Source organism: Jatrophihabitans sp. (assembly GCF_046262535.1).
Lineage (GTDB): Bacteria > Actinomycetota > Actinomycetes > Mycobacteriales > Jatrophihabitantaceae > Jatrophihabitans.
The window spans coordinates 1-26,648 of the sequence record NZ_JBHEMO010000021.1; the positions used below are offsets into that span (position 1 = coordinate 1).

25 protein-coding genes and 1 pseudogene are annotated in these 26,648 nt (G+C 70.5%); 23 read left to right on the top strand and 3 right to left on the bottom strand.

What is annotated here, in order from left to right; genetic code table 11:
- Positions 1–178 (top strand): annotated as a pseudogene (locus tag ABR571_RS02895) (guanylate kinase); the annotation flags it as partial.
- A gap of 79 nt (positions 179–257) precedes the next feature.
- Here the strand turns inward: ABR571_RS02895 and pntB are convergent.
- Positions 258–1,661, bottom strand: a complete 1,404-nt coding sequence (gene pntB / locus ABR571_RS02900; RefSeq protein ID WP_409451685.1) for a Re/Si-specific NAD(P)(+) transhydrogenase subunit beta — start codon at positions 1,659–1,661, stop codon at positions 258–260.
- Between the two features lie 6 nt (positions 1,662–1,667).
- On the bottom strand, positions 1,668–3,200 hold the full coding sequence (locus ABR571_RS02905) for a Re/Si-specific NAD(P)(+) transhydrogenase subunit alpha (RefSeq protein ID WP_409451686.1): 1,533 nt from the start codon (positions 3,198–3,200) through the stop codon (positions 1,668–1,670).
- Between the two features lie 330 nt (positions 3,201–3,530).
- On the opposite strand from ABR571_RS02905, the gene rpoZ reads away from it, so the two are divergent.
- From rpoZ to ABR571_RS02925, 4 genes are all read left to right on the top strand, one after another.
- Positions 3,531–3,803, top strand: coding sequence for a DNA-directed RNA polymerase subunit omega (gene rpoZ, locus ABR571_RS02910; RefSeq protein WP_409451687.1), 273 nt, complete (start codon positions 3,531–3,533; stop codon positions 3,801–3,803).
- Positions 3,804–3,817: 14 nt separating this feature from the next.
- Positions 3,818–5,047: a bifunctional phosphopantothenoylcysteine decarboxylase/phosphopantothenate--cysteine ligase CoaBC gene (gene coaBC, locus ABR571_RS02915; protein WP_409451688.1), complete on the top strand. Its 1,230-nt coding sequence runs from the start codon at positions 3,818–3,820 to the stop codon at positions 5,045–5,047.
- A 45-nt stretch (positions 5,048–5,092) separates the two neighbouring features.
- Entirely contained in the window at positions 5,093–6,286 is a 1,194-nt protein-coding gene (gene metK / locus ABR571_RS02920) for a methionine adenosyltransferase (protein ID WP_409451689.1), read from the top strand.
- A gap of 178 nt (positions 6,287–6,464) precedes the next feature.
- On the top strand, positions 6,465–8,363 hold the full coding sequence (locus ABR571_RS02925) for a primosomal protein N' (RefSeq protein WP_409451776.1): 1,899 nt from the start codon (positions 6,465–6,467) through the stop codon (positions 8,361–8,363).
- Between the two features lie 9 nt (positions 8,364–8,372).
- On the opposite strand, the gene ABR571_RS02930 is transcribed toward ABR571_RS02925, so the two are convergent.
- Complete coding sequence (locus ABR571_RS02930) at positions 8,373–10,163, bottom strand: MFS transporter (protein WP_409451690.1); 1,791 nt, start codon at positions 10,161–10,163, stop codon at positions 8,373–8,375.
- A gap of 78 nt (positions 10,164–10,241) precedes the next feature.
- Here ABR571_RS02930 and def point away from each other — a divergent pair, with 78 nt between their 5' ends.
- The 18 genes from def (at position 10,242) to acs (ending at position 26,642) form a co-directional block, all read left to right on the top strand.
- The gene (def, locus tag ABR571_RS02935) at positions 10,242–10,787 is read left to right on the top strand and encodes a peptide deformylase (RefSeq protein WP_409451691.1); all 546 of its coding nucleotides are present in this window, start codon (positions 10,242–10,244) and stop codon (positions 10,785–10,787) included.
- The gene (locus ABR571_RS02940; RefSeq protein WP_409451692.1) at positions 10,784–11,710 is read left to right on the top strand and encodes a methionyl-tRNA formyltransferase; all 927 of its coding nucleotides are present in this window, start codon (positions 10,784–10,786) and stop codon (positions 11,708–11,710) included. Before def ends, ABR571_RS02940 begins: the two co-directional genes overlap by 4 nt.
- A complete protein-coding gene (locus ABR571_RS02945) occupies positions 11,703–13,055 on the top strand; it encodes an RsmB/NOP family class I SAM-dependent RNA methyltransferase (RefSeq protein WP_409451693.1) in 1,353 nt (450 codons plus the stop codon). The genes ABR571_RS02940 and ABR571_RS02945 overlap by 8 nt, the downstream gene beginning before the upstream one ends.
- Positions 13,056–13,154: 99 nt before the next feature.
- Positions 13,155–14,024: a septum formation family protein gene (locus tag ABR571_RS02950; protein WP_409451694.1), complete on the top strand. Its 870-nt coding sequence runs from the start codon at positions 13,155–13,157 to the stop codon at positions 14,022–14,024.
- On the top strand, positions 14,024–15,649 hold the full coding sequence (locus ABR571_RS02955; RefSeq protein WP_409451695.1) for a hypothetical protein: 1,626 nt from the start codon (positions 14,024–14,026) through the stop codon (positions 15,647–15,649). Before ABR571_RS02950 ends, ABR571_RS02955 begins: the two co-directional genes overlap by 1 nt.
- A 77-nt stretch (positions 15,650–15,726) precedes the next feature.
- Positions 15,727–16,437 (top strand): HAD family hydrolase, encoded by a 711-nt coding sequence (locus ABR571_RS02960; RefSeq protein ID WP_409451696.1) that lies wholly within the window; start codon positions 15,727–15,729, stop codon positions 16,435–16,437.
- Between the two features lie 47 nt (positions 16,438–16,484).
- Entirely contained in the window at positions 16,485–17,165 is a 681-nt protein-coding gene (gene rpe / locus ABR571_RS02965; protein WP_409451777.1) for a ribulose-phosphate 3-epimerase, read from the top strand.
- Complete coding sequence (ribD, locus tag ABR571_RS02970) at positions 17,165–18,208, top strand: bifunctional diaminohydroxyphosphoribosylaminopyrimidine deaminase/5-amino-6-(5-phosphoribosylamino)uracil reductase RibD (RefSeq protein ID WP_409451697.1); 1,044 nt, start codon at positions 17,165–17,167, stop codon at positions 18,206–18,208. The genes rpe and ribD overlap by 1 nt, the downstream gene beginning before the upstream one ends.
- A gap of 6 nt (positions 18,209–18,214) precedes the next feature.
- The gene (locus ABR571_RS02975) at positions 18,215–18,817 is read left to right on the top strand and encodes a riboflavin synthase (RefSeq protein ID WP_409451698.1); all 603 of its coding nucleotides are present in this window, start codon (positions 18,215–18,217) and stop codon (positions 18,815–18,817) included.
- On the top strand, positions 18,814–20,049 hold the full coding sequence (locus tag ABR571_RS02980; protein ID WP_409451699.1) for a bifunctional 3,4-dihydroxy-2-butanone-4-phosphate synthase/GTP cyclohydrolase II: 1,236 nt from the start codon (positions 18,814–18,816) through the stop codon (positions 20,047–20,049). The genes ABR571_RS02975 and ABR571_RS02980 overlap by 4 nt, the downstream gene beginning before the upstream one ends.
- 61 nt (positions 20,050–20,110) lie before the next feature.
- Complete coding sequence (gene ribH, locus ABR571_RS02985) at positions 20,111–20,590, top strand: 6,7-dimethyl-8-ribityllumazine synthase (RefSeq protein ID WP_409451700.1); 480 nt, start codon at positions 20,111–20,113, stop codon at positions 20,588–20,590.
- Between the two features lie 104 nt (positions 20,591–20,694).
- Positions 20,695–21,138 (top strand): universal stress protein, encoded by a 444-nt coding sequence (locus ABR571_RS02990; RefSeq protein WP_409451701.1) that lies wholly within the window; start codon positions 20,695–20,697, stop codon positions 21,136–21,138.
- 5 nt (positions 21,139–21,143) lie between these two features.
- The gene (locus ABR571_RS02995) at positions 21,144–22,172 is read left to right on the top strand and encodes an adenylate/guanylate cyclase domain-containing protein (protein ID WP_409451702.1); all 1,029 of its coding nucleotides are present in this window, start codon (positions 21,144–21,146) and stop codon (positions 22,170–22,172) included.
- Between the two features lie 26 nt (positions 22,173–22,198).
- Positions 22,199–22,462 (top strand): phosphoribosyl-ATP diphosphatase, encoded by a 264-nt coding sequence (locus ABR571_RS03000; protein WP_409451703.1) that lies wholly within the window; start codon positions 22,199–22,201, stop codon positions 22,460–22,462.
- Between the two features lie 60 nt (positions 22,463–22,522).
- Positions 22,523–23,368, top strand: a complete 846-nt coding sequence (gene hisG, locus ABR571_RS03005; RefSeq protein WP_409451704.1) for an ATP phosphoribosyltransferase — start codon at positions 22,523–22,525, stop codon at positions 23,366–23,368.
- Positions 23,369–23,392: 24 nt separating this feature from the next.
- Complete coding sequence (locus tag ABR571_RS03010; protein ID WP_409451705.1) at positions 23,393–23,851, top strand: PH domain-containing protein; 459 nt, start codon at positions 23,393–23,395, stop codon at positions 23,849–23,851.
- Positions 23,852–23,967: 116 nt separating this feature from the next.
- Entirely contained in the window at positions 23,968–24,633 is a 666-nt protein-coding gene (locus tag ABR571_RS03015; RefSeq protein WP_409451706.1) for an acetate uptake transporter, read from the top strand.
- Between the two features lie 38 nt (positions 24,634–24,671).
- Positions 24,672–26,642 (top strand): acetate--CoA ligase, encoded by a 1,971-nt coding sequence (gene acs, locus ABR571_RS03020; protein ID WP_409451707.1) that lies wholly within the window; start codon positions 24,672–24,674, stop codon positions 26,640–26,642.
- Positions 26,643–26,648: the final 6 nt, after the last annotated feature.

The window sequence follows — 26,648 nt, forward strand, 5'->3', positions numbered from 1 at the left end:
GGACGTCCTTGTGCAGCGGCTGTCCGGCCGCGGCACCGAGTCGGCCGGTGCCGTGGTCGCCCGCCTCGAGCGAGCCCAGGTCGAGCTGGCCGCCGAGCAGGAGTTCGACGAGGTCATCGTGAACAACGACGTGGAGCAGGCCGCCCGCGAGCTGGCCGCGCTGATCGCCGAGGAATGACCTGTCTCCCTCTCGACTTGTCCGCGCTAAGCCACATCATGACGTGGCGACGCGCGGACAAGTCGGAAGAATGTGAGCCTTACAGCGCGCGCAGGATGCCCTCGACGCGGTCCTTCGCGTCGCCGAAGAGCATCTGGCTGTTCTCGCGGAAGAACAGCGGGTTCTGCACGCCCGCGTAGCCGGCCGCCATCGAGCGCTTGAAGACGATGACGTTGTGCGCCTCCCACACCTGCAGCACAGGCATGCCGGCGATGGGGCTGGTCGGGTCCTCCGCGGCCGCGGGGTTGACGGTGTCGTTCGCGCCGATGACCAGCACGACCGACGTGTCGGGGAAGTCGTCGTTGATCTCGTCCATCTCGAGGACGATGTCGTAGGGTACCTTGGCTTCGGCCAGCAGGACGTTCATGTGCCCGGGCAGCCGACCGGCCACCGGGTGGATGCCGAAGCGGACGTTCACGCCGCGCTCGCGCAGCTTGCGGGTCAGGTCGGCCACGGGGTATTGCGCCTGCGCCACCGCCATGCCGTAGCCCGGCGTGATGATCACCGACGATGCGTCCTTGAGCAGGTCGGCGGCATCCTCGGCGTTGATCTCGCGGTAGTCGCCGTAGTCGGTGTCGTCGTCGCCCTTCGCCTCGATGCCGAAGCCGCCGGCGATGACGGAGATGAACGACCGATTCATCGCCTGGCACATGATGTAGGACAGGTATGCACCGGACGAGCCGACCAGCGCGCCGGTGACGATCAACAGGTTGTTGTCGAGCAGGAAGCCCGACGCTGCGGCGGCCCAGCCCGAGTAGCTGTTCAGCATCGACACGACGACCGGCATGTCGCCGCCGCCGATCGACGCCACCAGGTGCCATCCGAGCGCGAGCGCGACGACTGTGACGGCTATCAGCAGCGGCAGGTTGGGGGAGTGGGTGAAGAACGCGGTCAGGACACCGAAGGCCGCGAGGGCTCCGAGGTTGATGTAGTTCTTGCCCGGCAGCATCAGCGGCGCCGACTTGATCCGCGCCGACAACTTCAGGTTGGCCACGATCGACCCGGTGAACGTCACGGCGCCGATGAAGATCCCGATGAAGACCTCGGCGTGGTGGATGCGCAGCAGGGAGCCGGCGAACTCTGTCTGCCCCGACTTGTGTTCGACGCTGTAATACCCGCTCCAGCCGACGAGGACGGCGGCGAGACCGACGAAGCTGTGCAGCAGGGCGATGAGCTCGGGCATCCCGGTCATCGCGACGATCCGCGCACGCCACAGACCGATGAGCGCACCGATCACAATCGCGACGAACAGCAGCGCGATGGCCGTGCCCTGGGCGTTGTCGACGACCTCGCCGACCGTGGCGGCCAGGGCGATCGCCATCCCGGCGATGCCGTAGACGATTCCTTGCTTGGCCGTCTCGTGCTTCGACAGCCCGGCCAGGCTGAGGATGAACAGGAGGGCCGCGACGATGTACGCGGCCCCGGCGACAGAGTGTGCAGTCATCGGCGATCAGCCCTTGGAGAACATGCTGAGCATGCGTCGGGTCACGGCGAAACCACCGAAGACGTTGATGGACGCGAGCAAGATCGCGACGAAGGACAGCACCCGGATCACCGTGTCGTCGAACTCGCCGATCTGCACTAGAGCGCCGACGACGATGATTCCGGAGATGGCGTTGGTGATCGACATGAGTGGGGTGTGCAGCGCGTGGTGGACCTTGCCGATCACGTAGTACCCGATGACCACCGCGAGCATCAGCACGGTGAAATGCTCGGGGAGTGGCGCGGGCGCGAACGCGGTGATCAGCCACAACACGACGATGCCGGTGCCGACGACGGCGAACTTGCCGGCCGCCGACAGCGGCTGCTTCTCCTTCTGGGTCGGCCGGTCGGCGACCGGTTTGGCGGCCGGCGCCGCGGACACCTGCACCGGCGGCGGCGGCCACAGCTTCTCGCCGTTGTGGACGACGGTGACGCCGCGCTGGACGACGTCGTCTAGGTCGAGCACGAGCTGGCCGTCCTTACCGGGCGTCAGCAGCTTCATCAGGTTGACCAGGTTCGTGCCGTAGAGCTGAGAGGCCTGGGCCGGCAGCCGGCCCGGCAGATCCGTGTAGCCGATGATCGTCACCCCGTTGTCGGTGACGACGACCTCGCCCTCGCGCGAGCCGGCGACGTTGCCGCCCTGCCCGGTCGCCATGTCGACGATGACGCTGCCCTGCTTCATCTTCGCGACGTCGTCAGCGGTGATCAGCTTCGGCGCCGGTCGACCGGGGATGAGCGCGGTCGTGATGATGATGTCGACGTCGGCGGCCTGCTCGGAGTAGATCTCCGCGGCCCGGCGGTCGTAGTCCTCTGAAGTCGCCTTGGCATAGCCGTCGCTGCTCACCTCGGTCTCCACTTCGACGGCCAAGAACTCGCCGCCGAGCGAACGGACCTGGTCCGCGACCTCCGGCCGCGGGTCGGTCGCCCGCACGATCGCACCCAGGCTGCTCGCGGCGCCGATGGCGGCCAGCCCGGCAACCCCGGCGCCGGCGACCAGCACCTTGGCCGGTGGCACCTTGCCCGCCGCGGTCACCTGGCCGGTGAAGAACCGGCCGAACACGTGCGCCGCCTCGATGACGGCGCGGTACCCGGCGATGTTGGCCATCGAACTGAGCACGTCGAGCGACTGGGCGCGGGAGATGCGCGGGACGGCGTCCATGGCCATGGCAGTGATCGGCCGGCCGGCGAGCTTGTCGACCAGTTCCGGGTTCAGGCCGGGGGACAGGAGGCTGATGAGGGTCGAGCCGTCGGCGATGCGGGCGATCTCGTCGTCCGACGGCGCGTTGACCTCGAAGATGATGTCGGCGCTCCACACGTCCGCGGCCGAGCCGACGGTGGCGCCGGCGGCGGCGTAGGCGTCGTCGACGAAGCTCGACGCGTTGCCGGCGCCGGTCTCGACCGTCACCTCGTAGCCAAGGGACCGAAGCTGCTCGACCGTCTTGGGGGTGGCGGCGACCCGGGTCTCCCCGGGCTTGGACTCGCGGATCACTCCGATGCGCACCGTGCACTCCCTTCTCGACCGGGCGGCCCCCCGCGGGCACCGGACGGGCTCGCCGGACAGCGCAGGGCGCGCGGCGACCGCCGCGCTGCCTGCGAGGGTTTCCGGGCAATCTAGCCAATGCGCCACATCCGGATCACAGCGGTGTGCGACTGGTCACGGCCGGTAGGCGCGTACCTGCCCGGTTCCGAGGGCGGAATTGCTAGACTGACCGGGTAGGAGTCTGCCGGATCGTTGGGCCAGCACTGTGCCAGCACCGTCCGAAACCAGTTTCGGGGCCGCCCGGCGGACATCCAAGACCGAAGTCGTCTAGAGAACCGAGTGTGCGCCGCCGTGTCCGAGTCCGTCTCCACTGCCGAAGGCATCACCAACCCGCCGATCGACGAGCTGCTGGAGCGGGCTCAGTCCAAGTACGCGCTCGTCATCATCGCCGCCAAGCGTGCGCGGCAGATCAACGCCTACTACAGCCAGCTCGGTGAGGGTCTGCTCGAGTACGTCGGCCCGCTGGTCGAGACGGCGCCGCAGGAGAAGGCGCTGTCGATCGCGCTCCGCGAGATCAACACCGATCTCATCGAGTTCAAGCCGAGCGAAGGCGCCCCGGCGTAACCCACAATGGCGCCGTGAGCAAAGTCGTCCTCGGCGTTGCCGGGGGGATCGCCGCCTACAAGGCGGCGGATCTGCTGCGCAAACTGACCGAGGTCGGCCACGACGTCCAGGTCGTGCCGACCGCGTCCGCACTGAACTTCGTGGGTGCCGCGACCTGGGCCGCGCTCTCCCACCGCCCCGTCGCCGCGGACGTCTGGACGGCGGCCGAGGACGTGCCGCACGTCCAGCTGGGGCGGCAGGCCGAACTCGTCGTGGTGGCGCCGGCCACCGCTGACCTGCTGGCCAAGGCTGCCCACGGGCTGGCCGACGACCTGCTCACCAACACCCTGCTGACCGCCCGGTGCCCGGTGCTGTTCGTCCCGGCAATGCACACCGAAATGTGGGACCACCCGGCCACCGTCGACAACATCGCCACCCTGCGCCGCCGCGGTTCGGTCGTCCTGGAGCCGGCGAGCGGGCGACTGACCGGCACCGATACCGGGAAGGGCCGGCTCCCCGAACCGGCCGAGATCGCCCAACTCGCCGAACTGTTGCTGCGCCGCCCCGCCGCCCTGCCCTTCGACCTCGCCGGTCGGCACGTCGTCGTCAGCGCCGGGGGCACCCGGGAACCGCTCGACCCCGTGCGGTTCCTGGGCAACGCGTCGTCGGGCCGCCAGGGGTACGCCATCGCTGCGGTCGCCGCTGCTCGTGGCGCGCGGGTCACGCTCGTAGCCGCCAACGTCGACCTCCCCGACCCGGCGGGCGCCGACGTCGTGCGCGCCGGCAGCGCCGTCGAGCTGCGCGACGCGGTCGAAAAGGCGGCCGAGGACGCCGACGTCGTGGTGATGAATGCCGCCGTCGCCGATTTCCGGCCTTCCGACACGGTCGACCACAAGATCAAGAAATCCGGTGGCGTGCCCGCACCGATCGCGCTGCAGGAGAACCCCGACGTGCTCGCCGATCTCGTCCGGGCCGCACGGCCGGGGCGCCTGCTTGTCGGCTTCGCCGCCGAGACGGGGGACAGCACCGCCACCGTTCTCGACCACGGCCGGGCCAAGCTGGCGGCCAAGGGCTGCGATCTTCTCGTCGTCAACGCCGTCGGCCCGGGCAAGGCGTTCGGCCAGTCCGACAATGCCGGCGTGATCCTCGGCTCGGACGGCTCGGAGACCTCTGTGGAGCTCGGCCCGAAGGCGGTGCTCGCCGCGGCACTATGGGACGCGGTGTCGGCGAGGCTCGCTGCCAACGGCCGGAACTCGGCCAGCTAGACTTCCCCGAACCCAACTCATGGACTTAATTACCGGGAGTGCTTTGTGAGCCGCCGCCTGTTCACGTCCGAATCCGTCACTGAGGGACACCCGGACAAGATCGCCGACCAGATCAGCGATTCGATTCTGGACGCCCTCCTCGCGGAAGACCCGCAGAGCCGTGTCGCCGTCGAGACCCTGATCATGACAGGACAGGTGCACGTCGCCGGCGAGGTCACCACCTCGGCGTATGCAGACATCCCCGCCCTGGTCCGCGAGCGGATCCTCGCCATCGGCTACGACTCCTCGCGCAAGGGCTTCGACGGCGAGTCGTGCGGCGTCAGCATCTCGATCGGCAGCCAGTCGCCCGACATCGCCCAGGGCGTCGATCACGCCTACGAGGAACGCGTCGAGGGCAGCGAGGACGACATCGCCTCCCAGGGCGCCGGCGACCAGGGCCTGATGTTCGGCTACGCCAGCGACGAGACCGCCGAGCTGATGCCGCTGCCGATCTGGCTGGCCCACCGCCTCGCCGAGAAGCTGACCGAGGTGCGCAAGAACGGCACCGTCCCCTACCTGCGCCCCGACGGCAAGACCCAGGTCACCATCGAGTACGTCGACGGCAAGGCGACCCGCCTCGACACCGTCGTCGTCTCCAGCCAGCACGCGGAGGACATCGACCTCGACACGCTGCTCAAGCCCGACATCGAGGAGCACGTCGTCCGCCCGGTGATCGAGGCGCTCGACATCGACACCGCGGGGTACCGCCTGCTGGTCAACCCCACCGGCCGCTTCGTCATCGGCGGCCCCATGGGCGACGCCGGCCTGACCGGCCGCAAGATCATCGTCGACACCTACGGCGGCATGGCCCGCCACGGCGGCGGCGCCTTCTCCGGCAAGGACCCGTCGAAGGTCGACCGCTCGGCCGCCTACGCCATGCGGTGGGTCGCCAAGAACGTGGTCGCGGCGAAGCTGGCCTCACGCTGCGAGGTGCAGGTCGCGTACGCCATCGGCAAGGCCGAGCCGGTGGGCCTGTTCGTCGAGACGTTCGGCACCGAGACCGTGGGTATCGACAAGATCACCGACGCGATAACCCAGGTCTTCGACCTCCGCCCGGCCGCGATCATCCGCGACCTCGACCTCAAGCGGCCGATCTACGCCCAGACGGCGGCTTACGGTCACTTCGGCCGCGAGCTGCCCGACTTCACCTGGGAGCGCACCGACCGCGCCGAGCAGTTGGCGAAACTCGCCAACGGCTGATCCGCCTCTCCGGGATTCACTGCTGTAAGGCGTCCCAGCCTTTCTCGCCTGCTGTTTTTTCCCCGCTTCCAGCGAAACGGTCTGCGCTGACTGGTAGGAATCGGCCGTGACCAGTCGGCGTCCCGTCCAGCCCAAGGCCGGGCGGGAGCCGGCGGCGGTCGATCCTGTCGCGCGGCTGATGGTCGACGTCCCGCTTCCGCACCTCGACCGGCCGTTCGACTACCAGGTCTCCACCACCCTCGACGGCGACGTGCAGGCCGGGTCGCGGGTGCGCGTGCGCTTCGCCGGCCGGCTGGTCGACGCCTACGTCCTCGAGCGCGGGACCGACACCGATCACGAAGGTCCCCTGGCCTACGTCGAGCGGGCGGTCGGCAGCGAAGCGGTGCTGAGCGCCGAGACCACGGCGCTGTTCCGGGCGGTGGCCGACCGCTGGGCCGGCAACTTCGTCGATGTCGTCCGCCTCGGCGTCCCCGCCCGCCACGCCGCGGCCGAGTCCTCGCCACGCCGGCCGGTCAGCGAGTTGCCGGCTGGGCCGACCGAGATCGGGTTGCACCGCTACCGCGCCGGCGCCGCCTTCCTGGCCGCGGTCGGCGACCGCCGACCGGCCCGCGCGGTGTGGTCCGCGCTGCCGGGGGAGGACTGGCCGGCCCGCCTGGCCGAGGCCGTCCGACTCGCCGTGGACGCCGCCCGGGGTGCGGTCGTCGTCGTGCCCGACGCGCGCGATCTCGACCGTCTCGATGCCGCCTTGAGGGTTGTCCTCGGGGACGGCCGGCACGCCACCTTGACCGCGGACCTCGGCCCGGCCGAGCGGTACCGGCGCTGGCTGTCCGTCCGCCGAGGGGACGTGCGGGTGGTCATCGGGACGCGCGCCGCTGCCTACGCCCCGGTCGCGGACATAGGACTCGTGGTCGTCTGGGACGACGGCGACGACCTCCACGCCGAGCCCCGCGCCCCGTATCCGAACACCCGCGACGTGCTGGCGCTGCGCTCGGCGCAGACCGGAGCGGCGCTGTTGGTCGGCGGCTACGCCCGCACGGCCGAGGCCCAGCTGCTCGTCGAGTCGGGCTGGGCGCACGAGATAGCGGCCGAGCGGACGGTCCTGCGCGCGGCCGCGCCGGTGGTACGGCCGGTCGCCGACGACGTCGAGATCGCTCGCGACCCCGCCGCAGCCGCCGCCCGGTTGCCGAGCCTCGCTTGGCGCACGACTCGCGATGCGCTGCAGCTCGGCCGACCCGTCCTCGTGCAGGTTCCCCGTGGCGGCTACGTCCCGTCGCTGGCCTGCGCGCGTGACCGCACGCCAGCCCGGTGCCGGGTCTGCAACGGCCCGCTCGCGGCCGGCGCGCAACGGGGTGCCCCCGCCTGCCGGTGGTGCGGGCGCCCGGCGAGTGAGTGGACGTGTCCCGTCTGTGGCGAGCGGCGGTTGCGCGCCGTCGTCGTTGGTTCGGGCCGCACGGCCGAGGAGCTGGGCCGCGCCTTCCCGGGCGTGCCGGTGCGGACCTCGGGTGGCGACCGCGTGCTCGCCGAAGTGCCGGCTGAGGCAGCGGTCGTCGTGGCCACGCCCGGCGCCGAGCCGTTGTGCCGCGACGGTTACGGCGCCGCCCTGCTGCTCGACGGCTGGGCCCTGCTGTCGCGGCCCGATCTGCGAGCAGCGGAAGAGACGCTGCGCCGGTGGGCGAACGCCGCCGCGCTCGTCCGGCCGGGCGGGACGGTCGTGGTCGGTGCCGATGCGGCGATCCCCACCGTGCAGGCCCTCGTCCGGTGGGACCCGGCCGGGGCGGCGGCGCGCGAGCTGGCGGAACGGGCCGAGCTCGGCTTCCCGCCGGCGACCCGCATGGCATCGCTCACCGGGTCCCCCGCGGCGGTCGCCGAGTTGCTCGCCGCGGCCCGGCTGCCCGGCGGGGCGCAGGTGGTGGGCCCGGTCCCGGTCGACGCCGACACCGAACGGGTGCTCGTCCGCGTGTCCCGCGGGCACGGCGCCGAGCTCGCGCACCAGCTCAAGACGGCGGCCGCCGGCCGGTCGGCCCGCCGGTCGGCCGAGCCCGTGCGCATCGAGCTCGACCCGCAAGAGCTCGGCTGACCCGTCGCCTCAGCGCGAGGGGGGCCGCCCGGAGATCGCGTCGTCGTAGGCAACGTCCTCGCCGAGCACCGCTGGGACGGCGAGGGCGTCACCCTCGCGGGCGGTCGCCTCGGCCACCGAGACGTGATGGGCGGGCGCGCCCGCGTCGGCGTGGACGAAGCGCTCGCCCCGCATCAGCGACGCGCCGGCGGCCAGCAGCAACATCACGATCGAGGCCGTGAACGCGATCAGCAGGCCGTGCCGGAAGGGATCCGCGATGAGGTGCGGGAAGAACGTCTGCCCGTAGATCTTGGCCGTGTCGGCGCCGGCCCCAGGGTTCGGGACGAGTTCCTTGACCGGGTTGTCGCCGAGAAAGGCGGCGAACAGCGTGCCGACGGGGGAGACGTGCGAAGCCGCGTCGGCGGCGTGCGGGGAGACTCCGGCGTGGGTGAGGCCGGACGTGAGCGCCTGCGGCAGGCGGCTGGAGAGCCCGATCGCCATCAGGGTGAAGAAGCCGCCCATCGACAGCACCATGCCGGCGTTCATGCCGGTCGCCCGGATACCTGAGGCCGCGCCGCGCTGCGCGGCCGGCACGGCGTTCATGATTGCCGCGGAGTTAGGGGCGGCCATCAGCCCCATGCCGATGCCGTTCAGCGCGAGCAGGCCGGCGAACAGCACGTAGTCGAAGTCGGCCGGCAGGGCGATGAGGCCGAGGAAGGTCAGCGCGGTCAACAGCAGCCCGCCCGTCGCGAAGGCTCGGGCGCCGAACCGGTCGGACACCGCACCGGAAGCCGGACCGGCGACGAGGAAGCCGATCGTCAGCGGCAGCATGTAGATGCCGGCCCACAGCGGCGTGTCGGCGAAGTTGTAGCCGTGCAGCGGCAGCCAGATGCCCTGCAGCCAGATGATGAGCATGAACTGCAGACCGCCGCGGGACATGGCCGCGAGCAGGTTCACCGCCTGCCCGGCAGCGAAGGCCCGCACCTTGAACAGCCGCATGTCGATCATCGGGTCCACGACCTTGGTCTCGATGATCCCGAAGACGACCAGCAGAATGACACCGCCGACGAGGCCGGTCAGCACCGTGGGCGACGTCCAGCCCATCGTGTGGCCGCCGTAGGGCTGCAGGCCGTAGGTGATCGCAATCAGCACCGCGATCAGCCCCACGCCGAAGGTGAGGTTGCCCCACCAGTCGATCGTCACCCGGCGGCCCGGCGCGCGCGGCTTGTCGTGGAGCGTCCGGTAGCCCATCCACGTGCCCCAGACACCGACCGGCACGCTCACCCAGAACACGGCTCGCCAGTGCCATTCCGAGAGCACACCGCCGATGATCAGGCCCAGGAACGAGCCGGCGAGGGCCGACACCTGGTTGACACCGAGCGCGAAGCCGCGCCGCTCGGGCGGGAACGCGTCGGTGATGATCGCGGTGGAGTTGGCCATCACCATCGCGCCGCCGACGCCCTGCACGACGCGCAGCACGATGATCTCCACCGCCCCCGCGCCCCCGTTGTTGGGCACAAGAGCACAGCCGATCGACGCAATCGCGAAGATGAGGAACCCGAGGTTGAACAGCTTGGCCCGGCCGTATTGGTCGCCCAACCGGCCGAAGGTGACCACCAGCACCGCGGTGACGAGCAGGAAGCCCATCAACATCCAGAGCAAGTAGGAGATGTTCTCCGGGGCGAGCGGGTTCAATCCGAGACCGCGGAAGATCGCGGGCAGCGAGATCAGCAGAATGGACGAGTTCAGGGTGGCGGCCAGGACGCCGACGGTGGTGACGGACAACGCGACCCGTCGGTCGTGGGCTTCGGAATTGCGCACAGCTCCCTACCTTTCGTTAGCCATCCTAACTATCTGCCGGGACGCGTGCCAATCGGGGAATCGTTAGACTCAATCCCCGTGACCGTTCAGCCGATCCGCCTCTTCGGCGATCCTGTGCTGCGCACTCCCGCCGAGCCCGTGGTCGACTTCGACAAGGAGTTGCGCACGCTCGTGGCGGACCTGGCCCAGACGATGCTCGACGCGCCCGGGCAGGGATTGGCGGCGCCGCAGATCGGCGTGGGGCTGCGGGTGTTCACCTTCCACGTCCACGAGTCCATGTCCGGGCACCTGGTCAACCCGGTACTGCATTTCCCGGACGACGAGGAACAGGACGGTCCGGAAGGCTGCCTCTCGATCCCCGGACTCACCTTCGACTGCCGGCGGCGGGCCAACGTCGTCGCGCACGGGCAGAACCAGTACGGCGACCCCATCACCATCGAGGGCACCGAGATGCTGGCGCGCTGCATCCAGCACGAGACCGACCATCTCGACGGTGTCCTGTTCGTCGACCGGCTCGATCCCGAGATCCGCAAGGCGGCGATGAAAGCCATCCGCGACGAGCCCTGGGCCGACCTGGCCAACCCGACCATCAAGGTCAGCCCGCACCCGTCGCTTCGTCCATGAGGCTCGCCTTCGCGGGGACGCCGGCCGCCGCCGTCCCGACGTTGCGAGCACTGCTCGAATCGCCGCGACACGAAGTGGTCGCCGTCATCACCCGGCCGCCGGCACCGGCCGGCCGTGGGCGACACACCGTCGCGTCACCGGTGGCCGAACTGGCGACCGACGCCGGGATCGCGGTGCTCACTCCGCGGCGGCCGTCCGAACCCGAGTTCCTCGCCGACCTGTCCGCCCTGGCCGTCGACTGCTGCCCCGTCGTCGCCTACGGCGCACTTCTGCCGCCGGCTGCGCTCGCCGTTGCGCGACACGGCTGGGTGAACCTGCACTTCTCGTTGCTTCCCGCGTGGCGTGGCGCGGCGCCCGTCCAGCACGCGCTGCTGCGCGGTGACGAGGTGACCGGCGCATCGACGTTCCTCATCGAGGCGGGCCTCGACACCGGTCCTGTCTACGGCGTCGTGACCGAGACGATCCGGTCCGACGACACCGCGGGGACCCTGCTCGAGCGGCTGTCCCTCAGTGGTGCCGGGCTGATGGCGGCCACCATGGACGGGATCGCCGACGGCAGCCTCGTCGCCGTCCCACAGAGCACCGACGGCGTCTCCATCGCACCCAAGATCGGCGTCGACGACGCCCGCGTCGGCTGGGAGGCGCCCGGCCGGCACATCGACCGGCTGATCCGGGCGTGCACGCCGGCTCCCGGCGCGTGGACGACCTTTCGCGACGAGCGGATCAAGCTCGGGCCCGTCCGGCTGCGTGGGACCAACGAGCTGGCGCCGGGTCAACTGGGGGTCCGCCGCTCAGGCGTGGCGGTCGGCACGGCCAGCATCGACGTCGAGCTGGGCAGCGTCCAGCCGCCGGGCAAGCGACCGATGCCGGGCGCGGACTGGGCCCGCGGTGCCCGCATCCCCGACGGCGAACGCCTTGTCTGACCGGTCGCCCCGCCGCCCACCTGCGCCCCGCCGCGCACCCGCCGACCCGGCTCGCGTCGCCGCCTATGAACTGCTGCGGACGGTCACCGCGCACGACGCCTACGCCAACCTGACGCTGCCTCGGCTCATCGACCGGCACCGTCTCGTCGGGCGCGACGCGGCGCTGACCACAGAGCTGGCCTACGGCACGCTGCGGGCACGGGGCACCCTCGACGAGATCATCGGTCACTGCGTCGACCGCGTCCTGGCCGACGTCGAACCGGCCGTGCTCGATCTGCTTCGACTCGGCACCTACCAGGCGCTGCGTACTCGGGTGCCGATGCACGCCGCCGTCGCGACGACGGTCGACCTCGCACACTCGGCCGGCTCCGCGCGGGCGGCCGGTTTCGTGAACGCCGTCCTGCGCCGGGTCGCCCAGCGGGATTGGGACGAGTGGGTGACCGAACTGACGCGCGGCGCCTCGCCGACCCGGACGCTGTCGGTGCGTACCGCGCATCCGGAGTGGATCGTCGCCGCCTTCGCCGCCGCCCTGGGCGAGGACCTGGGCGAGGCCCAGCAGGCGCTCGAGGCCGACAACGAACGGCCCCGCACGCACCTGGTGGCCTGGCCGGGCCGGATCGAACGGGACGCGCTGGCCGCCGACAGCGGCGGATCGCCCGGGCCCTACTCGCCCTACGCCGTTCGCATGTCGGGCGGCGACCCGGCCGATCTCGGCGCCATCCGCGACCGCCGAGCCGGAGTGCAGGACGAGGGCAGCCAGCTCTGCGCCCTGGCCCTGGCGGCCGCGCCGCTCGACGGACCGGACGAGCGCTGGCTCGATCTGTGCGCCGGACCGGGCGGGAAAGCGGCGCTGCTCGCCGCGCTGGCCGCCGAGCGTGGTGCACGGCTCACCGCGAACGAGATCCGCGAGCACCGCGCCGAGCTGGTCCGCCAGGTCACCGCTCCCTGGTCGGTCGACGTCCGGGTCGGCGACGCCCGGGAGATCCGCGACGGCGGGTACGACCGCCTGCTGCTCGACGCTCCTTGCACCGGGCTCGGTGCGCTGCGTCGACGGCCGGAGGCCCGCTGGCGGCGGCAGGCCGCCGACGTCGCCGAGCTGGCGTCCCTGCAGCGCGACCTGCTGGCCGCGGCTCTGCGCCTCACCCGGCCCGGGGGGATCGTGGCCTACGTGACCTGCTCACCGCATCCCGTGGAGACGCGCGACATCGTGGCGGGGGGCGACCTCGTCGACGCGCGGCCGCTGTTCGCCGCTGTCGAGCACCTGGGCCGCGGGCCCACCGTGCAGCTCTGGCCCCACCGGCACGGCACCGACGCGATGTTCTGCGCGCTCATCCGGGCGCATTGATTGCGCCCGTGTTCGATCAGCAGACCGGCGACCGGCAGCTTACGATGCGTTGCATGCGCACAGTGGCAGGCGTGCCAGCTGACCGGCGGGGGTAAATGCATGTCGTTCAAGCCGCCACCCGGCGTGTTTCGGACGGTTGCCCGCGACGTCGGCGGAATCTGCCTCGTCCTGCTCGCGCTGGCCCTGTCGGTCGGCGCCACCTTCGTCCGCGACTCCAAGCACCTGCGCCCGGGGATCTCGACGGCGAAGGACGTGCCGGGCACCTGCCACAACGACCAGGACATCTTCGAGCAGGAGCTGGCGAGCGCCGAACTGACTCCGCCGGTGCCGTGCACGAGTCCGCACACGGGCGAGATCGTCTGGACGGTGCAGCTCACCGGGATCGTGGCCCAGCAGCACAACCGCCCGACCCCGGAAATGCTCTCGGGGTACTCGCACCTGTGCGACTACGAACGGGTGAAGAAGTACATCGGAAAGACCCTGAACGGCTTCGAGTACAACCTGCGGGTCGACATTCGGTTTCCGTCCGCGCCGGAATGGCGCCAAGGTTTGCGTACCGCCCGCTGTATCGCCGAGCCGTACTACCACCAAGGCCCCGGGCGAGCGACCTTCACGTTCCCCCTTGCCGGTAGCTGGGCGACGAAAGCGAGTGCGGCCATCCGGCTGTGTTCGAGAGACCTGACCGAGTACCTGCCCTGCGACCGTCCGCACACCGAGGAGGTCCTCGAGCCGCTCAGCCCGTTCCCCGCCAGTCAGGTGGCGTTCCCATCGGATGAGACATCGATGCGGCTCGGTCGTAAGCCGTGTACCCGGGAGGCGCTGGCGCTGCTCCACAGGAGGACGTTGCCGGCCGGCTTGCGTGTGATCGTCGACCCGCCGCTGATGCAGGACTGGCCGACGCACCACAACGTCGGTTGCCGGATCGGCTCACCTCTCCGTACCGGTTCGCTCGACCCGGAGCTGACGTGATGAGCACGCTCGTCGATCGACGCAATCGTGCGTGGGCCAAGGCCAAGCGGATCGGCGGATCGCGCCCGTCGTCACGGACGCGAGCCGTCATCGCGGTCGCCCTCGGCCTCTTCTGGACCGCGTTCATGCTCGTCCGGCTGTTCGTGCCCAGCACGGTCGGCCTGGCCGACGAAACGGACGGCCACCGCTACATGTGCCAGCGCGGGCTCGAACTCGTCGGACCGCCCGACTTCGCCAGCACGGGTTTCTGGGTCACCCCGAAGTACCACATGCACACCTGGTACGGCGAGCTCTGCGGCACCTACCGCGGCGACGAGACGAAGTACGCCTCGTCCCACGAGGCCGTGATCTGGCTCGGCCAGCAGCTGACGCACCTCTTCGGCATGTCCGGGGCGCTCGACCTGCGCGCGCTCGGGATCTTCTACGCGTTGTTGATCGGGCTCGCCGTCGGCCTGACGTTCGCATTGATCCCTGGCAACCTCGCGATCGGCCTGCTGACGGCGATCGGCATCGGGCTCGTCTACGCCGAGAGCGTCATCGCCGTCTACTTCATCAGCCCCTATGCCGAACCGACGGCGTGGACCGCCTTCGCGCTGCTCCTGCCGGCGCTCCTCTGGTACTGGCGGGCGCCACGAGTGACGTGGCCGCGGCTCGCCCTCGTGGTCGGCCTCAGCTTCGTCATCGTCACCGCGAAGCCGCAGGGGTTGGGCTACCTGCCGGCCATGGCGTTGGCCCTGCTGTGGACGCGGCGAAGCCCCATCGCCAAGGTGCTGCACCCGCGCAGCCGTTGGAAGGCGGCCGTGGCCAACTGGCGCAGCATCACCGCCTGCGTCCTGCTGGTGAGCGCCTCGGCCGGCTACATCTCAGCCAGCGGCAACCGGAAGGTGTACTCCGAACTCAACGCCTACGAGATGGTCTTCATGACCCTTCTCCCGGCCGGTCACGACCCGGCGGGCGACCTCCGGTCCATGGGTGCCGATCCGGCTCTGGCCTACGCGACCGGCACGACGATGGTCGACCCCCACGGGGCCGCTGTCGACCCGCGACTGCTCAAGTTCAACCGCGACGTCACCGAGGTGACCGTCCTCAAATTCATCGCGACCCATCCCGGGCGGCTCATCGCGCTCACCGAAGACGGCACCCGAGCGCTCGGGCAGTGGCGACCCGGATACATCGGCAACTACCTCAAGAGCAGCGGCGAACCGGCGCTCAAGCGGGAATGCCGCAGCTGCTTCTACTACTACCTGCTCGCGCCGGCCCGCGCGAAGCCCTTCCTCTTCGGAGTGCTGTTGTTGTTGGCCCTGTTGTCCGGTCTGTGGCTGCGCAACGTCGGTTACATCCGGTCAGCGAACCGGGCCATGGGCAAGCTGGTGGTGTTCGCGGTCTTGGCGGCAGTGGGTGAGTTCTGGTTCATCCTGCTCACCCAAGGAATCGGCGACGAGGTGAAGCACCATGTGTTCACCACCCTGCCCATGCTGCTCAGCCTTCCGCTCGGAGTTTCGTGCGTCTTCCTCGGTCGCCGCACCGAGACGCGTGAGTTCGACGACGAGGACCTCGAGCTGACCGAAGCGGCGCCGGCACCGCCGCCGGCGCCGGCCTCGACACCCGCGCCCGCCGTGACCTAACGCGTCGCCCGCCGGCCCAGCCACGATGCCGGGAATGGTCCTGGGCCCGGCAACCGGTGCGACGGCACGATCCAACGGTGCGCGCGCCCGAGCCGTCGTTGGTCCTGTGGGACATGGACCAGACGCTCATCGAGATCGGCTCGTCCACTCGCCACGCCTACTCGGCGGCGTTCTTGCGAGCGACCGGCCGGCCACTCACGCAGCCGTGGCGGTTCGACGGGCGGACCGAACTGGCGGCGGCGACCGAGGTGCTGCGGGCGCATGCCGTCGAGCCGTCGCCGAGCATGCTCCATGCGTTCGTATCCCTGATCGTCGAGGAACTGCATGCCCGCGCCGACGACATGCGCCGGGATGGACGGGTGCTGCCCGGCGCTCGTGAGGCGCTGGTCGCCTGCGCCGCCGTCCCCGGCGTGCACCAGTCGGTGCTCACCGGCAACCTCCGTCCGCTCGCCGTCCTCAAGGCGGATGTCTTCGGCCTGAGCCGCCACCTCGACCTGCGGGTGGGCGCCTTCGGCGGGGACGCACTGGACCGGATCGACCTCCCGCGTCACGCGTGGCGGCGGGCCGCGAAACATCTCTCCCATCGGTTCTCCGGCGTCGACACCGTGCTGATCGGCGACACGGTGCTCGACGTCGCCACCGCGAAGGCGGCAGGTGCACGGGTCGTTGCGGTGGCCACGGGATGGACCGGGGAGCCTGCGCTGCGGGCCGCCGGTGCCGACGTGGTGCTCGCCGACCTCACTGACACCGGCGCCGCCGTGGACGCGATCACGGCAGGGCGCAGGTAGCGGCCTGTCCCGGCGCTCGGTGGCGGCGCCCTTAGGCTGGAGCCGTGATGTCCCCGGGGTCGGCCGAGCCGATGATCGCGCCGAGCATCCTGTCGGCCGATTTCGCCCGGCTGGCCGAGGCGGCCGACGCCGTGTCCGGTGCCGACTGGTTGCACGTCGACGTCATGGATGCCCACTTCGTGCCGAACCTGACCATCGGGCTGCCCGTGGTCAAGAGCCTGCACCGTGCCACCGATCTGCCCCTGGACTGTCACCTCATGATCGACGACCCCGATCGATGGGCGCCCGGCTACGCCGAGGCTGGCGCCGCGAACGTGACGTTCCACGTCGAGGCTGCCGCCGACGCCGTCGCCACCGCGCGGGCGATCCGGGCAGCCGGCGCCCTCGCCGGACTGTCGGTGAAGCCGGGCACGCCCCTGGAGCCCTACCTCGAGGTGTTGCGGGAGTTCGACACGCTGCTCGTGATGACGGTGGAGCCCGGCTTCGGTGGCCAGGAGTTCATGGCCGAGGTCCTGCCCAAGGTCCGGCTCGCCCGCAAGGAGGTCCGCGCCGGCCATCTGCGGCTGTTCATCGAGGTGGACGGAGGCATCGGCGGCGACACGATCGAGGCCGCGGCGGAGGCGGGAGCCGACGTGTTCGTCGCCGGGTCGGCGGTGTTCGGGGCCGACGACCCGGGCCGGGCGGTCGAGGGGCTGCGGCGCCAGGCGCGCGGGTCGATGTCGGTCTGATGGAGGTCACCGAGGCAGAGCAGGCGGCCATGCATCGCGCGTTGGCGCTGGCCGAAACGGTCCGCGGCCGCACCAGCCCGAATCCGGCCGTGGGCGCGGTGATCCTCGACACGTCCGGCCACCTCGCCGGCGAGGGCGCGACGCGACCGGCCGGCGGCCCGCATGCCGAGGTGGTGGCCCTCGAGGAGGCGGGCGCATCGGCACGCGGCGGCACGGCGGTCGTCACCCTCGAACCCTGTGCGCACACCGGCCGCACCGGGCCGTGCGCCGACGCCCTCATCGAGGCGGGTGTCGCGAAGGTGATCTATGCCGTCGAAGACCCCAACCCCGAAGCCGCCGGCGGCGCGGCCCGGCTGCGCGACGCCGGCGTCGAGGTGATCGCCGACGTGGAGGGCCATGCCGCGGCGAGCGGAGCGCTGCGGCCCTGGCTGCACTCGGTCCGTACCGGACGTCCGTACGTCACCTGGAAGTTCGCGGCGACGCTGGACGGCCGGGTGGCCGCAGCTGACCTCACCTCGCAGTGGATCTCGTCGGCCGCGTCCAGAGCCGACGTGCACAACCTGCGGGCGCTGGTCGACGCGATTCTCGTCGGGAGCGGCACGGTCCTCGCCGACGATCCGCAGCTCACCGTGCGGGACGGGGACCGGGCCACGCAGCACCAACCGCTGCGTGTCGTGCTCGACCGGCGGCACCGCGTCCCCGACGAGGCGCGAATCCTCGACGCCGCCGCCGAGACAGTGGTCCTCGACACAGCGGCGCCCCAATTCGCGTTGAAGGCCCTGTATGACCGCGGCGTGCGGCACGTGCTTTTGGAGGGCGGCCCTACGCTGGCAGGGGCGTTCATAGAGGCACGCTGCGTCGACGAGGTGATCGCCTACCTCGCGCCGATGCTGCTCGGCTCCGGCCCGGCGGCGCTCGGCGACGCCGGGATCGGAACACTCACCGACGCCGCGACGTTGGAGATCGAGTCGGTCATCCGTCTCGGCGACGACATCAAGGTGGTCGGCCGGCCGCGTTGGGCCGAGGCAAGGGCAGGGGAGTAGGCGCAGGTGTTCACCGGGATCATCGAAGAGGTCGGCGAGGTCGCCGCCATCGAGCACCGTGGCGACTCCGCCGTGCTGACCGTCAAAGCCCAGCGCATCGTCGACGATCTCGTCCACGGCGCCTCGATCGCGGTCAGCGGCGTTTGCCTGACCATCGTCGGGTGGCAGCCGGGGGAGCTGACGGCGATCGAGTTCGACGTCATGGGCGAGACGCTCAAGCGGTCGGTCATCGGCGCCCTCTCGGTCGGCGACCGGGTCAACCTCGAACGGGCGGTCCGCGCCGACGCGCGCCTCGACGGCCACGTCGTCCAAGGCCACGTCGACGGCACCGGGGTCGTTGTGTCCCGCACGCCCGGGGATGCCTGGGAGTCCGTGCGCTTCGGCCTGCCGGTCGAGCTGGCCCGGTTCGTCGCCGAGAAGGGCTCCATCGCGGTCGACGGCGTATCCCTCACCGTGGCCGCCGTCGGGCCGGACTGGTTCGAGGTCGGACTGATTCCGGAAACACTCCGGGCGACAACGCTCGGCGCCCGGGCGGCCGGCGACCCGGTCAACCTCGAGGTGGACGTCCTCGCGAAATACGTCGGCCGCCTCCTGGAGGCGACGCGATGAGCACGATCCGTCTCGACACGGTCGAGCGGGCCATCACCGACATCAAGTCGGGCAAGGCCGTCGTCGTCATCGACGACGAGGACCGCGAGAACGAAGGCGACCTGATCTTCGCCGCCGAGCTCGCCACTCCTGAGCTGATCGCCTTCATGGTGCGCTACACCTCCGGCTACATCTGCGTGCCGGTGACCGAGGCCGACGCCGACCGTCTCGACCTGCCGCCCATGTTCCACATCAACCAGGACCGGCGCGGCACCGCGTACACCGTCACCGTCGACGCCCGTGAGGGCGTCACGACCGGCATCTCCGCGAGCGACCGTGCGCACACCATCCAGCTGCTCGCCGATCCCTCGTCGACGGCGGCCGACTTCTCCCGTCCCGGTCACGTCGTTCCGCTTCGCGCGAAGGACGGCGGCGTGTTGCGCCGTCCCGGCCACACCGAGGCGGCGGTCGATCTCGCGGTGCTGGCCGGGCTCCATCCGGCGGGCGTGCTCTGCGAGGTGGTCAGCGAGAAGGACCCGGCCGGCATGGCCCGTGTCGACGAGCTGCGGGTGTTCGCCGACGAGCACGACCTCGCGCTGATCTCGATCGCCGATCTGATCGCGTACCGTCGCCGCTTCGAGAAGCTCGTCTCCCGTGTCGCCTCTGCCCGGGTGCCGCTGCGCTACGGCGAGTACACCGCGGTCGGTTACTCGTCCAGCTACGACCAGCGCGAGCACGTGGCGTTCGTGTTCGGCGACATCGGCGACGGCGAGGACGTCCTGGTGCGGGTCCACTCCGAGTGCCTCACCGGCGACGTCTTCGGATCCCTGCGCTGCGACTGCGGGCCCCAGCTGGATGCGGCCCTCGCGGCCGTGGCCCGCGAGGGGCGTGGCGTGGTGCTCTACGTGCGCGGGCACGAAGGCCGGGGCATCGGCCTGTTGCACAAGCTGCAGGCCTATCAGCTGCAGGACGCCGGTTCGGACACGCTCGACGCCAACCTCGAACTGGGGCTGCCGGCCGACGCCCGCGACTACGGCACCGGGGCGCAGATCCTCGTCGACCTCGGCGTCCACTCGATGCGGCTGCTGACCAACAATCCGGCCAAGCGGGCCGGACTCGAGGGATACGGACTGCGGGTCACCGGCCGCCAGGCGCTGCCGGTGCATGCCAACCCCGAGAACATCCGCTACCTCGAGACCAAGCGCGACCGCATGGGGCACGACCTCGACTTCGGCGCGGGCGAGAAGGCATGAGCGCGGCTCGCGGAGCGAACAACGGGCATGGCGTCTCCGCACGCTCGAACAGAGTGAGAGCGTGAGCGGGGAGGGCGCGCCGGCGCTGACAGTGCAGGGCGCCGGCGGTCTGCGCGTTGTGGTGATCGCCAGCCAGTGGCACACGACGGTCATGGACGGGCTGCTCGACGGCGCGCGGCGGGCCTTGGCCGATGCCGGCGTCGACGACGTCACCGAGCTGCGAGTGCCCGGTGTCTTCGAGCTGCCGGTGGCGGCCGCGAGGGTGACGGCGCGCGATGTCGACGCGGTGGTGGCGCTCGGCGTGGTCATCCGCGGCGGCACGCCGCACTTCGATTACGTGTGCAGCGCGGCCACCACCGGACTCACGCTCGTCGCCCAGCGCACCGGCGTGCCCATCGGATTCGGCGTGCTCACCTGCGACGACGAGAAGCAGGCGTTGGACCGGGCCGGGCTGCCCGGTTCAGCCGAGGACAAGGGCCATGAGGCGGCCACGGCGGCGCTCGCCACGGCGATGACGCTGGCGGACTACCCGCGCCGCTGACGGACGGCGGCTCGGCCGGTCGCCAGGGCCACAGGCCGCTATGGTCACTGACGGGTCGGTGCATCGCACCGGTTGCCTCGAGTACGTCGAAGAGATGAGGGCCGATGGGCGGATACCGGACGATCGTCGTGGGCACGGACGGCTCGGAGACCTCGTTCCGCGCGGTTGATCGCGCGGCCGCCCTGGCCGCCGACTCCGGCGCCACCCTGGTGATCGCGTGCGCCTACTTCCCGGAGCGCCCTGACCCGCGGGCTCAGGACGCCCTGGGCGACGACGCGTATCAGGTCACCGGATCGGCCCCGGCCGACGACACGGTCAGCCGAGCGCGTGACCGGGCCGCGGTGGCCGGCGCCACCAAGATCGAGACCGAAGCCGTGCAGGGCAAGCCGGCCGAGACGCTGCAACGCGTGGTCAAGGACCGCGGCGCCGACCTGCTGGTCGTCGGCAACCGTGGCCTCAACACCCTCGCCGGGCGCATCATCGGCTCCGTCCCGCTCGACGTCGTCCGGCACACGCCGATCGACGTGCTCGTCGTGCACACCACCTGAGCGTTGTGAGCCCACCCGACCGGCCGGACGTCGCCGAAGCGGCCCAGGCCGGCGACATCGATCTGCCGTCCCTGCTCGAAAGCGTCGAGAGCGCGATCCTCGGCGGCCCACGCCGGTACACACCGGCGGAGGTCTCCGAACGCGCCGGTCTCGACCGCGACGAGGCCCGCGGGCTGTGGCGCGCGCTCGGGTTCCCCACCGTCGGCGACGACGAGGTGATGTTCAACGACGCCGACGTGGAAGCCCTGCGCGGGATGGCGACACTCGCGCAATACGGGTTCGCCGACGAGTTGCTGCGGCTCGCGGTGGCCCGACTGTTCGGCCAGACGTTCTCGCGCCTGGCGTCCTACCAGGGCCAGCTGCTGCTCGAGGAGATCGGCCGCCACCCGGAGCTGCTCTCCTCGGGCGACCGGTTGATCGAGCTGGTCGAAGAGGTGACGCCCCGGCTCGAGCGGCTACAGGGCTACGCGTGGCGCCGCCAGCTCGCCGCTTACCTCGCCCGCATGGCCGCTCAGGGCCCCGAGGAGTTCGGCGCGGCGACTGCTCCGGTCAGCATCGGCTTCGCGGACATGTCCGGCTTCACGTCCCTGACCCGCAAGGCCACCGAAATGGAACTGCGTGAGCTGCTGGACTGCTTCGAGTCGATGTCCACGGAGGTCGTGGGCGACCACGGCGGCCGGATCGTGAAGACGATCGGGGACGAAGTGCTGTTCCAGCTCGACGACGCGGGCGAGGCCGCGCTGGTCGCCCTCGAACTGCTCGAGCGGGCCGAGGCCGACGACCGGCTTCCCGACTTGCGGGCCGGCCTGGCCTACGGTCCGGTGGTCAGCCGGCTGGGCGACGTGTACGGGTCGACGGTGAACATCGCGAGCCGGTTGACGTCGCTCAGCCGTCCTGGATGGATCCTCGTCGACCGTGAGATGCACGATCAGCTGGTGGGCGATTCCCGGTTCCACCTGAAGTCGCGGCGCCCGGAGTCGGTGCGCGGGTTCAGCCACCTGCATCCGTGGCGCCTGCGCCGTGCCGAGCGCTGAGGCGGCGCCGGTACCCTCGAGACCTGATGAAGACCTTCGATCAGCTCTTCGCCGAGCTCACCGACCGGCAACGGGTGCGCCCCGCCGGATCGGGCACCGTTGTTGCGCTCGACGCCGGGATCCACGAGCAGGGCAAGAAGGTCCTCGAAGAGGCCGCCGAGGTGTGGATGGCGGCCGAGCACGAATCCGGTGAGCGCACCGCCGAGGAGATCAGCCAGCTCCTCTACCGGATCCAGGTGATCATGCTGGGCAAGGGCATCGGCCTCGACGACGTCTACCGACATCTGTGATGCCGCCGGACCGTCCCCTTCCGTTCCCTTCACATTCCAGGTAGAGATCCAGGTAGAGCCATGCTGCGCATTGCCGTTCCCAACAAGGGTTCGCTGTCCGAACCGGCCAGCCAGATGCTCGTCGAGGCGGGCTACCGCCAGCGCTCGGACAGCCGTGAACTCGTACTGCTCGACGACGAGAACGAGACCGAGTTCTTCTTCCTCCGCCCGCGCGACATCGCGATCTATGTGGGCTCCGGGCAACTGGATGTCGGCATCACCGGCGAAGACCTGCTTCTGGATTCGGGCGCGAATGCGGAGGCGATCCTGCCGCTCGGCTTCGCCCGCTCGACGTTCCGCTTCGCCGCCGCCCCGGGCACCGCGGCCACGGCCGCCGACCTCGCCGGCAAGCGGGTCGCCACTGCCTATCCGGGCGTGCTGGCCGACTACTTCGCGCGAGCCGGGATCGCCGCCGAGGTGATCGCCCTGGACGGCGCGGTGGAGACATCGGTCCGGCTCGGGGTCGCCGACGCCATCGCCGACGTCGTCTCGACCGGCACCACGCTGCGCAACGCCGGCCTGGAGATCTTCGGCGAGCCGCTGCTGACCAGTCAGGCCGTGCTGGTCCAGCGGCGCGGCACCGCCCAGCCGGCCCGCGTCGAGCAGCTCGTCCGGCGGCTGCAGGGCGTCATCATCGCCCGGCAGTACGTGCTGATGGACTACGACATCCCTGATGAGTTCGTCGACAAGGCCTTGGCCCTGACGCCCGGCATCGAGTCACCGACGGTGTCCCCGCTCGCCAAGCCGGGATGGTCGGCGGTGCGCTCGATGGTCAAGCGCCGCGAGACCAACGCGGTGATGGACGAACTCTGGGAGGTCGGCGCCCGCGCCATCCTCGTCACCGACATCCACGCCTGCCGACTGTGAGAGAACTCGCTGTGAGAGAACGAGATGAGTGAAACCCCGCCGGAGGTCGTCACGGCCCGGCCGATCAGAACCGCGCGCTACGCCAACGCGGCGGCGCTCGTCGCCTTCGCCGCCTTCGTGGTGGTCGCGCTGCTGATGCGGACGGACAACGCCGGGGCCACCTTCGGGTGGAAGGACCAGGCGTTCACCGTCGTCATCGGCGCCATCGTGGCGGGTGGCCTGCGGCTGCCCGCGCGGCCCCGGCTGCGCGCCGACGCCCGGGCCGTCCACACCCGAAGCTATGTCGGCAACTGGCGCACGATCCCGTGGGACGCCGTCGTGGCGGTCGAGTTCCCGAGCAACGTGCGGTTCGCCCGGCTGGTGCTTCCGGCCGACGAGACGCTTGCCTTGTACGCCGTCCAGCGGATGGACCGCGAGCAGGCGGTGCAGACCATGCGCGGCTTGCGCCGCCTTTTCGCGGCGACCCACCCGGTCGTCGGCTGACGGTCGGCCCGGCCGTCCGGATGCCGGTAATGGTGGCCGTTTAGCGTGACCTGCATCACGGGAAGAACCTCGGCAAGGAGGGCGCGCCCCCGCGCGCCCGGACGAGAGGAGCCGTAATGACGCGGAACGACCCGACGGCCAGCCCCCGACCCGCCGCCGACAACACCGGTTGGGGGGCGGGCATCGCCGATCCCGGGCCCCTCGGCCTCGCCGCGTTCGCTCTGACGACCTTCGTGCTGTCGGTCTTCAACTCTGGGATGATCAAGACCGGCGACGGCGTCGTCCTCGGTCTGGCACTGGCCTACGGCGGCCTCGCTCAGCTGCTCGCCGGCATGTGGGAATTCACCAAGGGCAATACGTTCGGCGCGACCGCCTTTGCCTCCTTCGGCGCCTTCTGGATCTCCTTCTGGTGGCTCATCGAACATGTCGCCACGTATGCCAAGGGTTCCGCGGGCAACGACTTCAATCATGCCCTCGGCGTGTACCTGCTCGCGTGGGCGATCTTCACGGCGTACATGACCGTGGCGTCACTTCGCGTTTCGGGGGCAGTGGCGGCGGTGTTCGTCTTCCTGACGCTGACCTTCCTGTTCCTCGCCATCGGCAAGCTCACCCAGTCGGCCACTGCGACCGACAGCACCGGCCTGTACAAATTCGGTGGATGGCTCGGCCTGATCACCGCGCTGCTCGCCTGGTACGCCTCGTTCGCCGGGGTCGTGAACTCAACGTTCAAACGGGTCGTGCTGCCCGTGATGCCCTTGACGGAAGGCCGCACCAAGCGCTGAACCTTCCGACCTTCCGTCCGGCGAAATAGGGTCTGTCCATGAGCGAAACACTGTCCAACCTGTCCCATGAAGAACGGCGCTTCTCCCCGCCGGAGGACTTCGCGGCCAACGCGAACGTCAAAGCCGACGCGTACGCCGAGGCCGACGACGATCGGCTGGCGTTCTGGGCCAAACAGGCCGAACGGCTGTCGTGGGCCGAGAAGTGGACCGAGGTCCTCGACTGGAGCGACGCGCCGTTCGCGAAATGGTTCGTGGGCGGGAAGCTCAACGTCGCCTACAACTGCGTCGACCGGCACGTCGAGAGTGGCCACGGCGATCAGGTCGCCTACCACTGGGAGGGCGAACCGGGTGAGACCCGCGCGCTCACGTATGCCGAGCTGAAGGATGAGGTGTGCAAGGCGGCCAACGCGCTGATCGAGCTCGGCGTGCAGACCGGCGACCGCATCGCGATCTACATGCCGATGATCCCCGAGACCGTGATCGCGATGCTGGCCTGTGCGCGGCTCGGTGCCCTTCACACGGTGGTGTTCGGCGGCTTCTCGTCCACCGCGCTGTCCGATCGGATCATCGACTGCGACGCCCGCGTGGTGATCACGTCCGACGGCGGCTACCGGCGCGGCGCCCCGTCGGCGCTGAAGCCGGCGGTGGACGAGGCGCTGCAGAAGTGCCCCGACGTCCGCACCGTCCTGGTCGTCAAGCGCACGGGGCAGGACGTCGAGTGGACCGAGGGGCGTGACGTCTGGTGGGAGGACGTCGTCAGCAAGCAGTCCACCGAGCACACCCCCGAGGCCTTCGACTCCGAGCACCCGCTGTTCGTCATGTACACATCGGGCTCCACGGGCAAGCCGAAGGGCATTCTGCACACGGCGGGCGGCTACCTGACCCAGGTCGCGTACACGCACCACGCGGTGTTCGACCTGAAACCGGACGAGGACCTGTACTGGTGCGGCGCCGACATCGGCTGGATCACCGGGCACAGCTACATCGTCTACGGGCCGCTGGCCAACCGGGCGACGTCGTTCATGTACGAGGGCGTGCCCAACAGCCCGGACGAGCACCGCTGGTGGAACATGATCGAGAAGAACAAGATCTCGATCCTCTACACCGCGCCCACCACCATCCGCACGTTCATGAAGTGGGGAGAGGACATCCCCAAGGCCCACGACCTGTCCTCGCTGCGGCTGCTCGGCTCGGTCGGAGAGCCCATCAACCCCGAAGCGTGGATCTGGTACCGAAAGAACATCGGCGGTGACCGCACACCGGTCGTCGACACGTGGTGGCAGACCGAGACCGGGGCGATCATGATCAGCCCGCTGCCCGGCGTCACCGAGACCAAGCCCGGTTCGGCCACCAAGGCCCTGCCGGGGATCGGCGCCGAGGTCGTGGACAACGAGGGCAAGGCCGTGCCCAACGGCGGTGGCGGCTTCCTCGTACTCACCGAGCCCTGGCCGGCGATGACACGTGGCATCTGGGGCGATCCCGAGCGCTTCAAGGAGACCTACTGGCAGCGCTTCGCCGAGCAGGGCTACTACTTCGCCGGCGACGGAGCCAAGAAGGACGACGACGGCGACCTCTGGCTGCTCGGCCGCGTGGACGACGTCATGAACATCTCCGGTCACCGCATTTCGACCACCGAGGTCGAGTCCGCGCTGGTGTCGCACCCGTCTGTGGCCGAGGCGGCCGTGGTCGGAGCGACGGACCCGACCACCGGCCAGGGCATCGTCGCGTTCGTCATCCTGCGCGGGGGCGGCCCGACCGAGGAGGCCGAGGGCGAGGAGCTGGTCAAGACGCTGCGCAACCACGTAGCGACCGAGATCGGCGCGATCGCTAAGCCGCGGCAGATCATGATCGTGGCCGAGCTGCCGAAGACCCGCTCGGGCAAGATCATGCGCCGCCTGCTGCGAGACGTCGCCGACCACCGCGAGCTCGGAGACGTCACGACGCTCACCGACTCCGCCGTCATGGACCTGATCAAGGACAAGGCCGCCACCGCGCCGCCGGAGGACTGAACGCCC

What these genes read in the sequence shown, in the direction of transcription:
- pntB (WP_409451685.1), bottom strand. Translation starts at nt 1,661, where the DNA reads ATGACTGCACACTCTGTCGCCGGGGCCGCGTACATCGTCGCGGCCCTC.
- ABR571_RS02925 (WP_409451776.1), top strand. Translation starts at nt 6,465, where the DNA reads ATGGTCGACGTCCCGCTTCCGCACCTCGACCGGCCGTTCGACTACCAG.
- ABR571_RS02940 (WP_409451692.1), top strand. Translation starts at nt 10,784, where the DNA reads ATGAGGCTCGCCTTCGCGGGGACGCCGGCCGCCGCCGTCCCGACGTTG.
- ABR571_RS02950 (WP_409451694.1), top strand. Translation starts at nt 13,155, where the DNA reads ATGTCGTTCAAGCCGCCACCCGGCGTGTTTCGGACGGTTGCCCGCGAC.
- ABR571_RS02955 (WP_409451695.1), top strand. Translation starts at nt 14,024, where the DNA reads ATGAGCACGCTCGTCGATCGACGCAATCGTGCGTGGGCCAAGGCCAAG.
- rpe (WP_409451777.1), top strand. Translation starts at nt 16,485, where the DNA reads ATGTCCCCGGGGTCGGCCGAGCCGATGATCGCGCCGAGCATCCTGTCG.
- ribD (WP_409451697.1), top strand. Translation starts at nt 17,165, where the DNA reads ATGGAGGTCACCGAGGCAGAGCAGGCGGCCATGCATCGCGCGTTGGCG.
- ABR571_RS02980 (WP_409451699.1), top strand. Translation starts at nt 18,814, where the DNA reads ATGAGCACGATCCGTCTCGACACGGTCGAGCGGGCCATCACCGACATC.
- ABR571_RS02990 (WP_409451701.1), top strand. Translation starts at nt 20,695, where the DNA reads ATGGGCGGATACCGGACGATCGTCGTGGGCACGGACGGCTCGGAGACC.
- ABR571_RS03000 (WP_409451703.1), top strand. Translation starts at nt 22,199, where the DNA reads ATGAAGACCTTCGATCAGCTCTTCGCCGAGCTCACCGACCGGCAACGG.
- hisG (WP_409451704.1), top strand. Translation starts at nt 22,523, where the DNA reads ATGCTGCGCATTGCCGTTCCCAACAAGGGTTCGCTGTCCGAACCGGCC.
- ABR571_RS03010 (WP_409451705.1), top strand. Translation starts at nt 23,393, where the DNA reads ATGAGTGAAACCCCGCCGGAGGTCGTCACGGCCCGGCCGATCAGAACC.
- ABR571_RS03015 (WP_409451706.1), top strand. Translation starts at nt 23,968, where the DNA reads ATGACGCGGAACGACCCGACGGCCAGCCCCCGACCCGCCGCCGACAAC.
- acs (WP_409451707.1), top strand. Translation starts at nt 24,672, where the DNA reads ATGAGCGAAACACTGTCCAACCTGTCCCATGAAGAACGGCGCTTCTCC.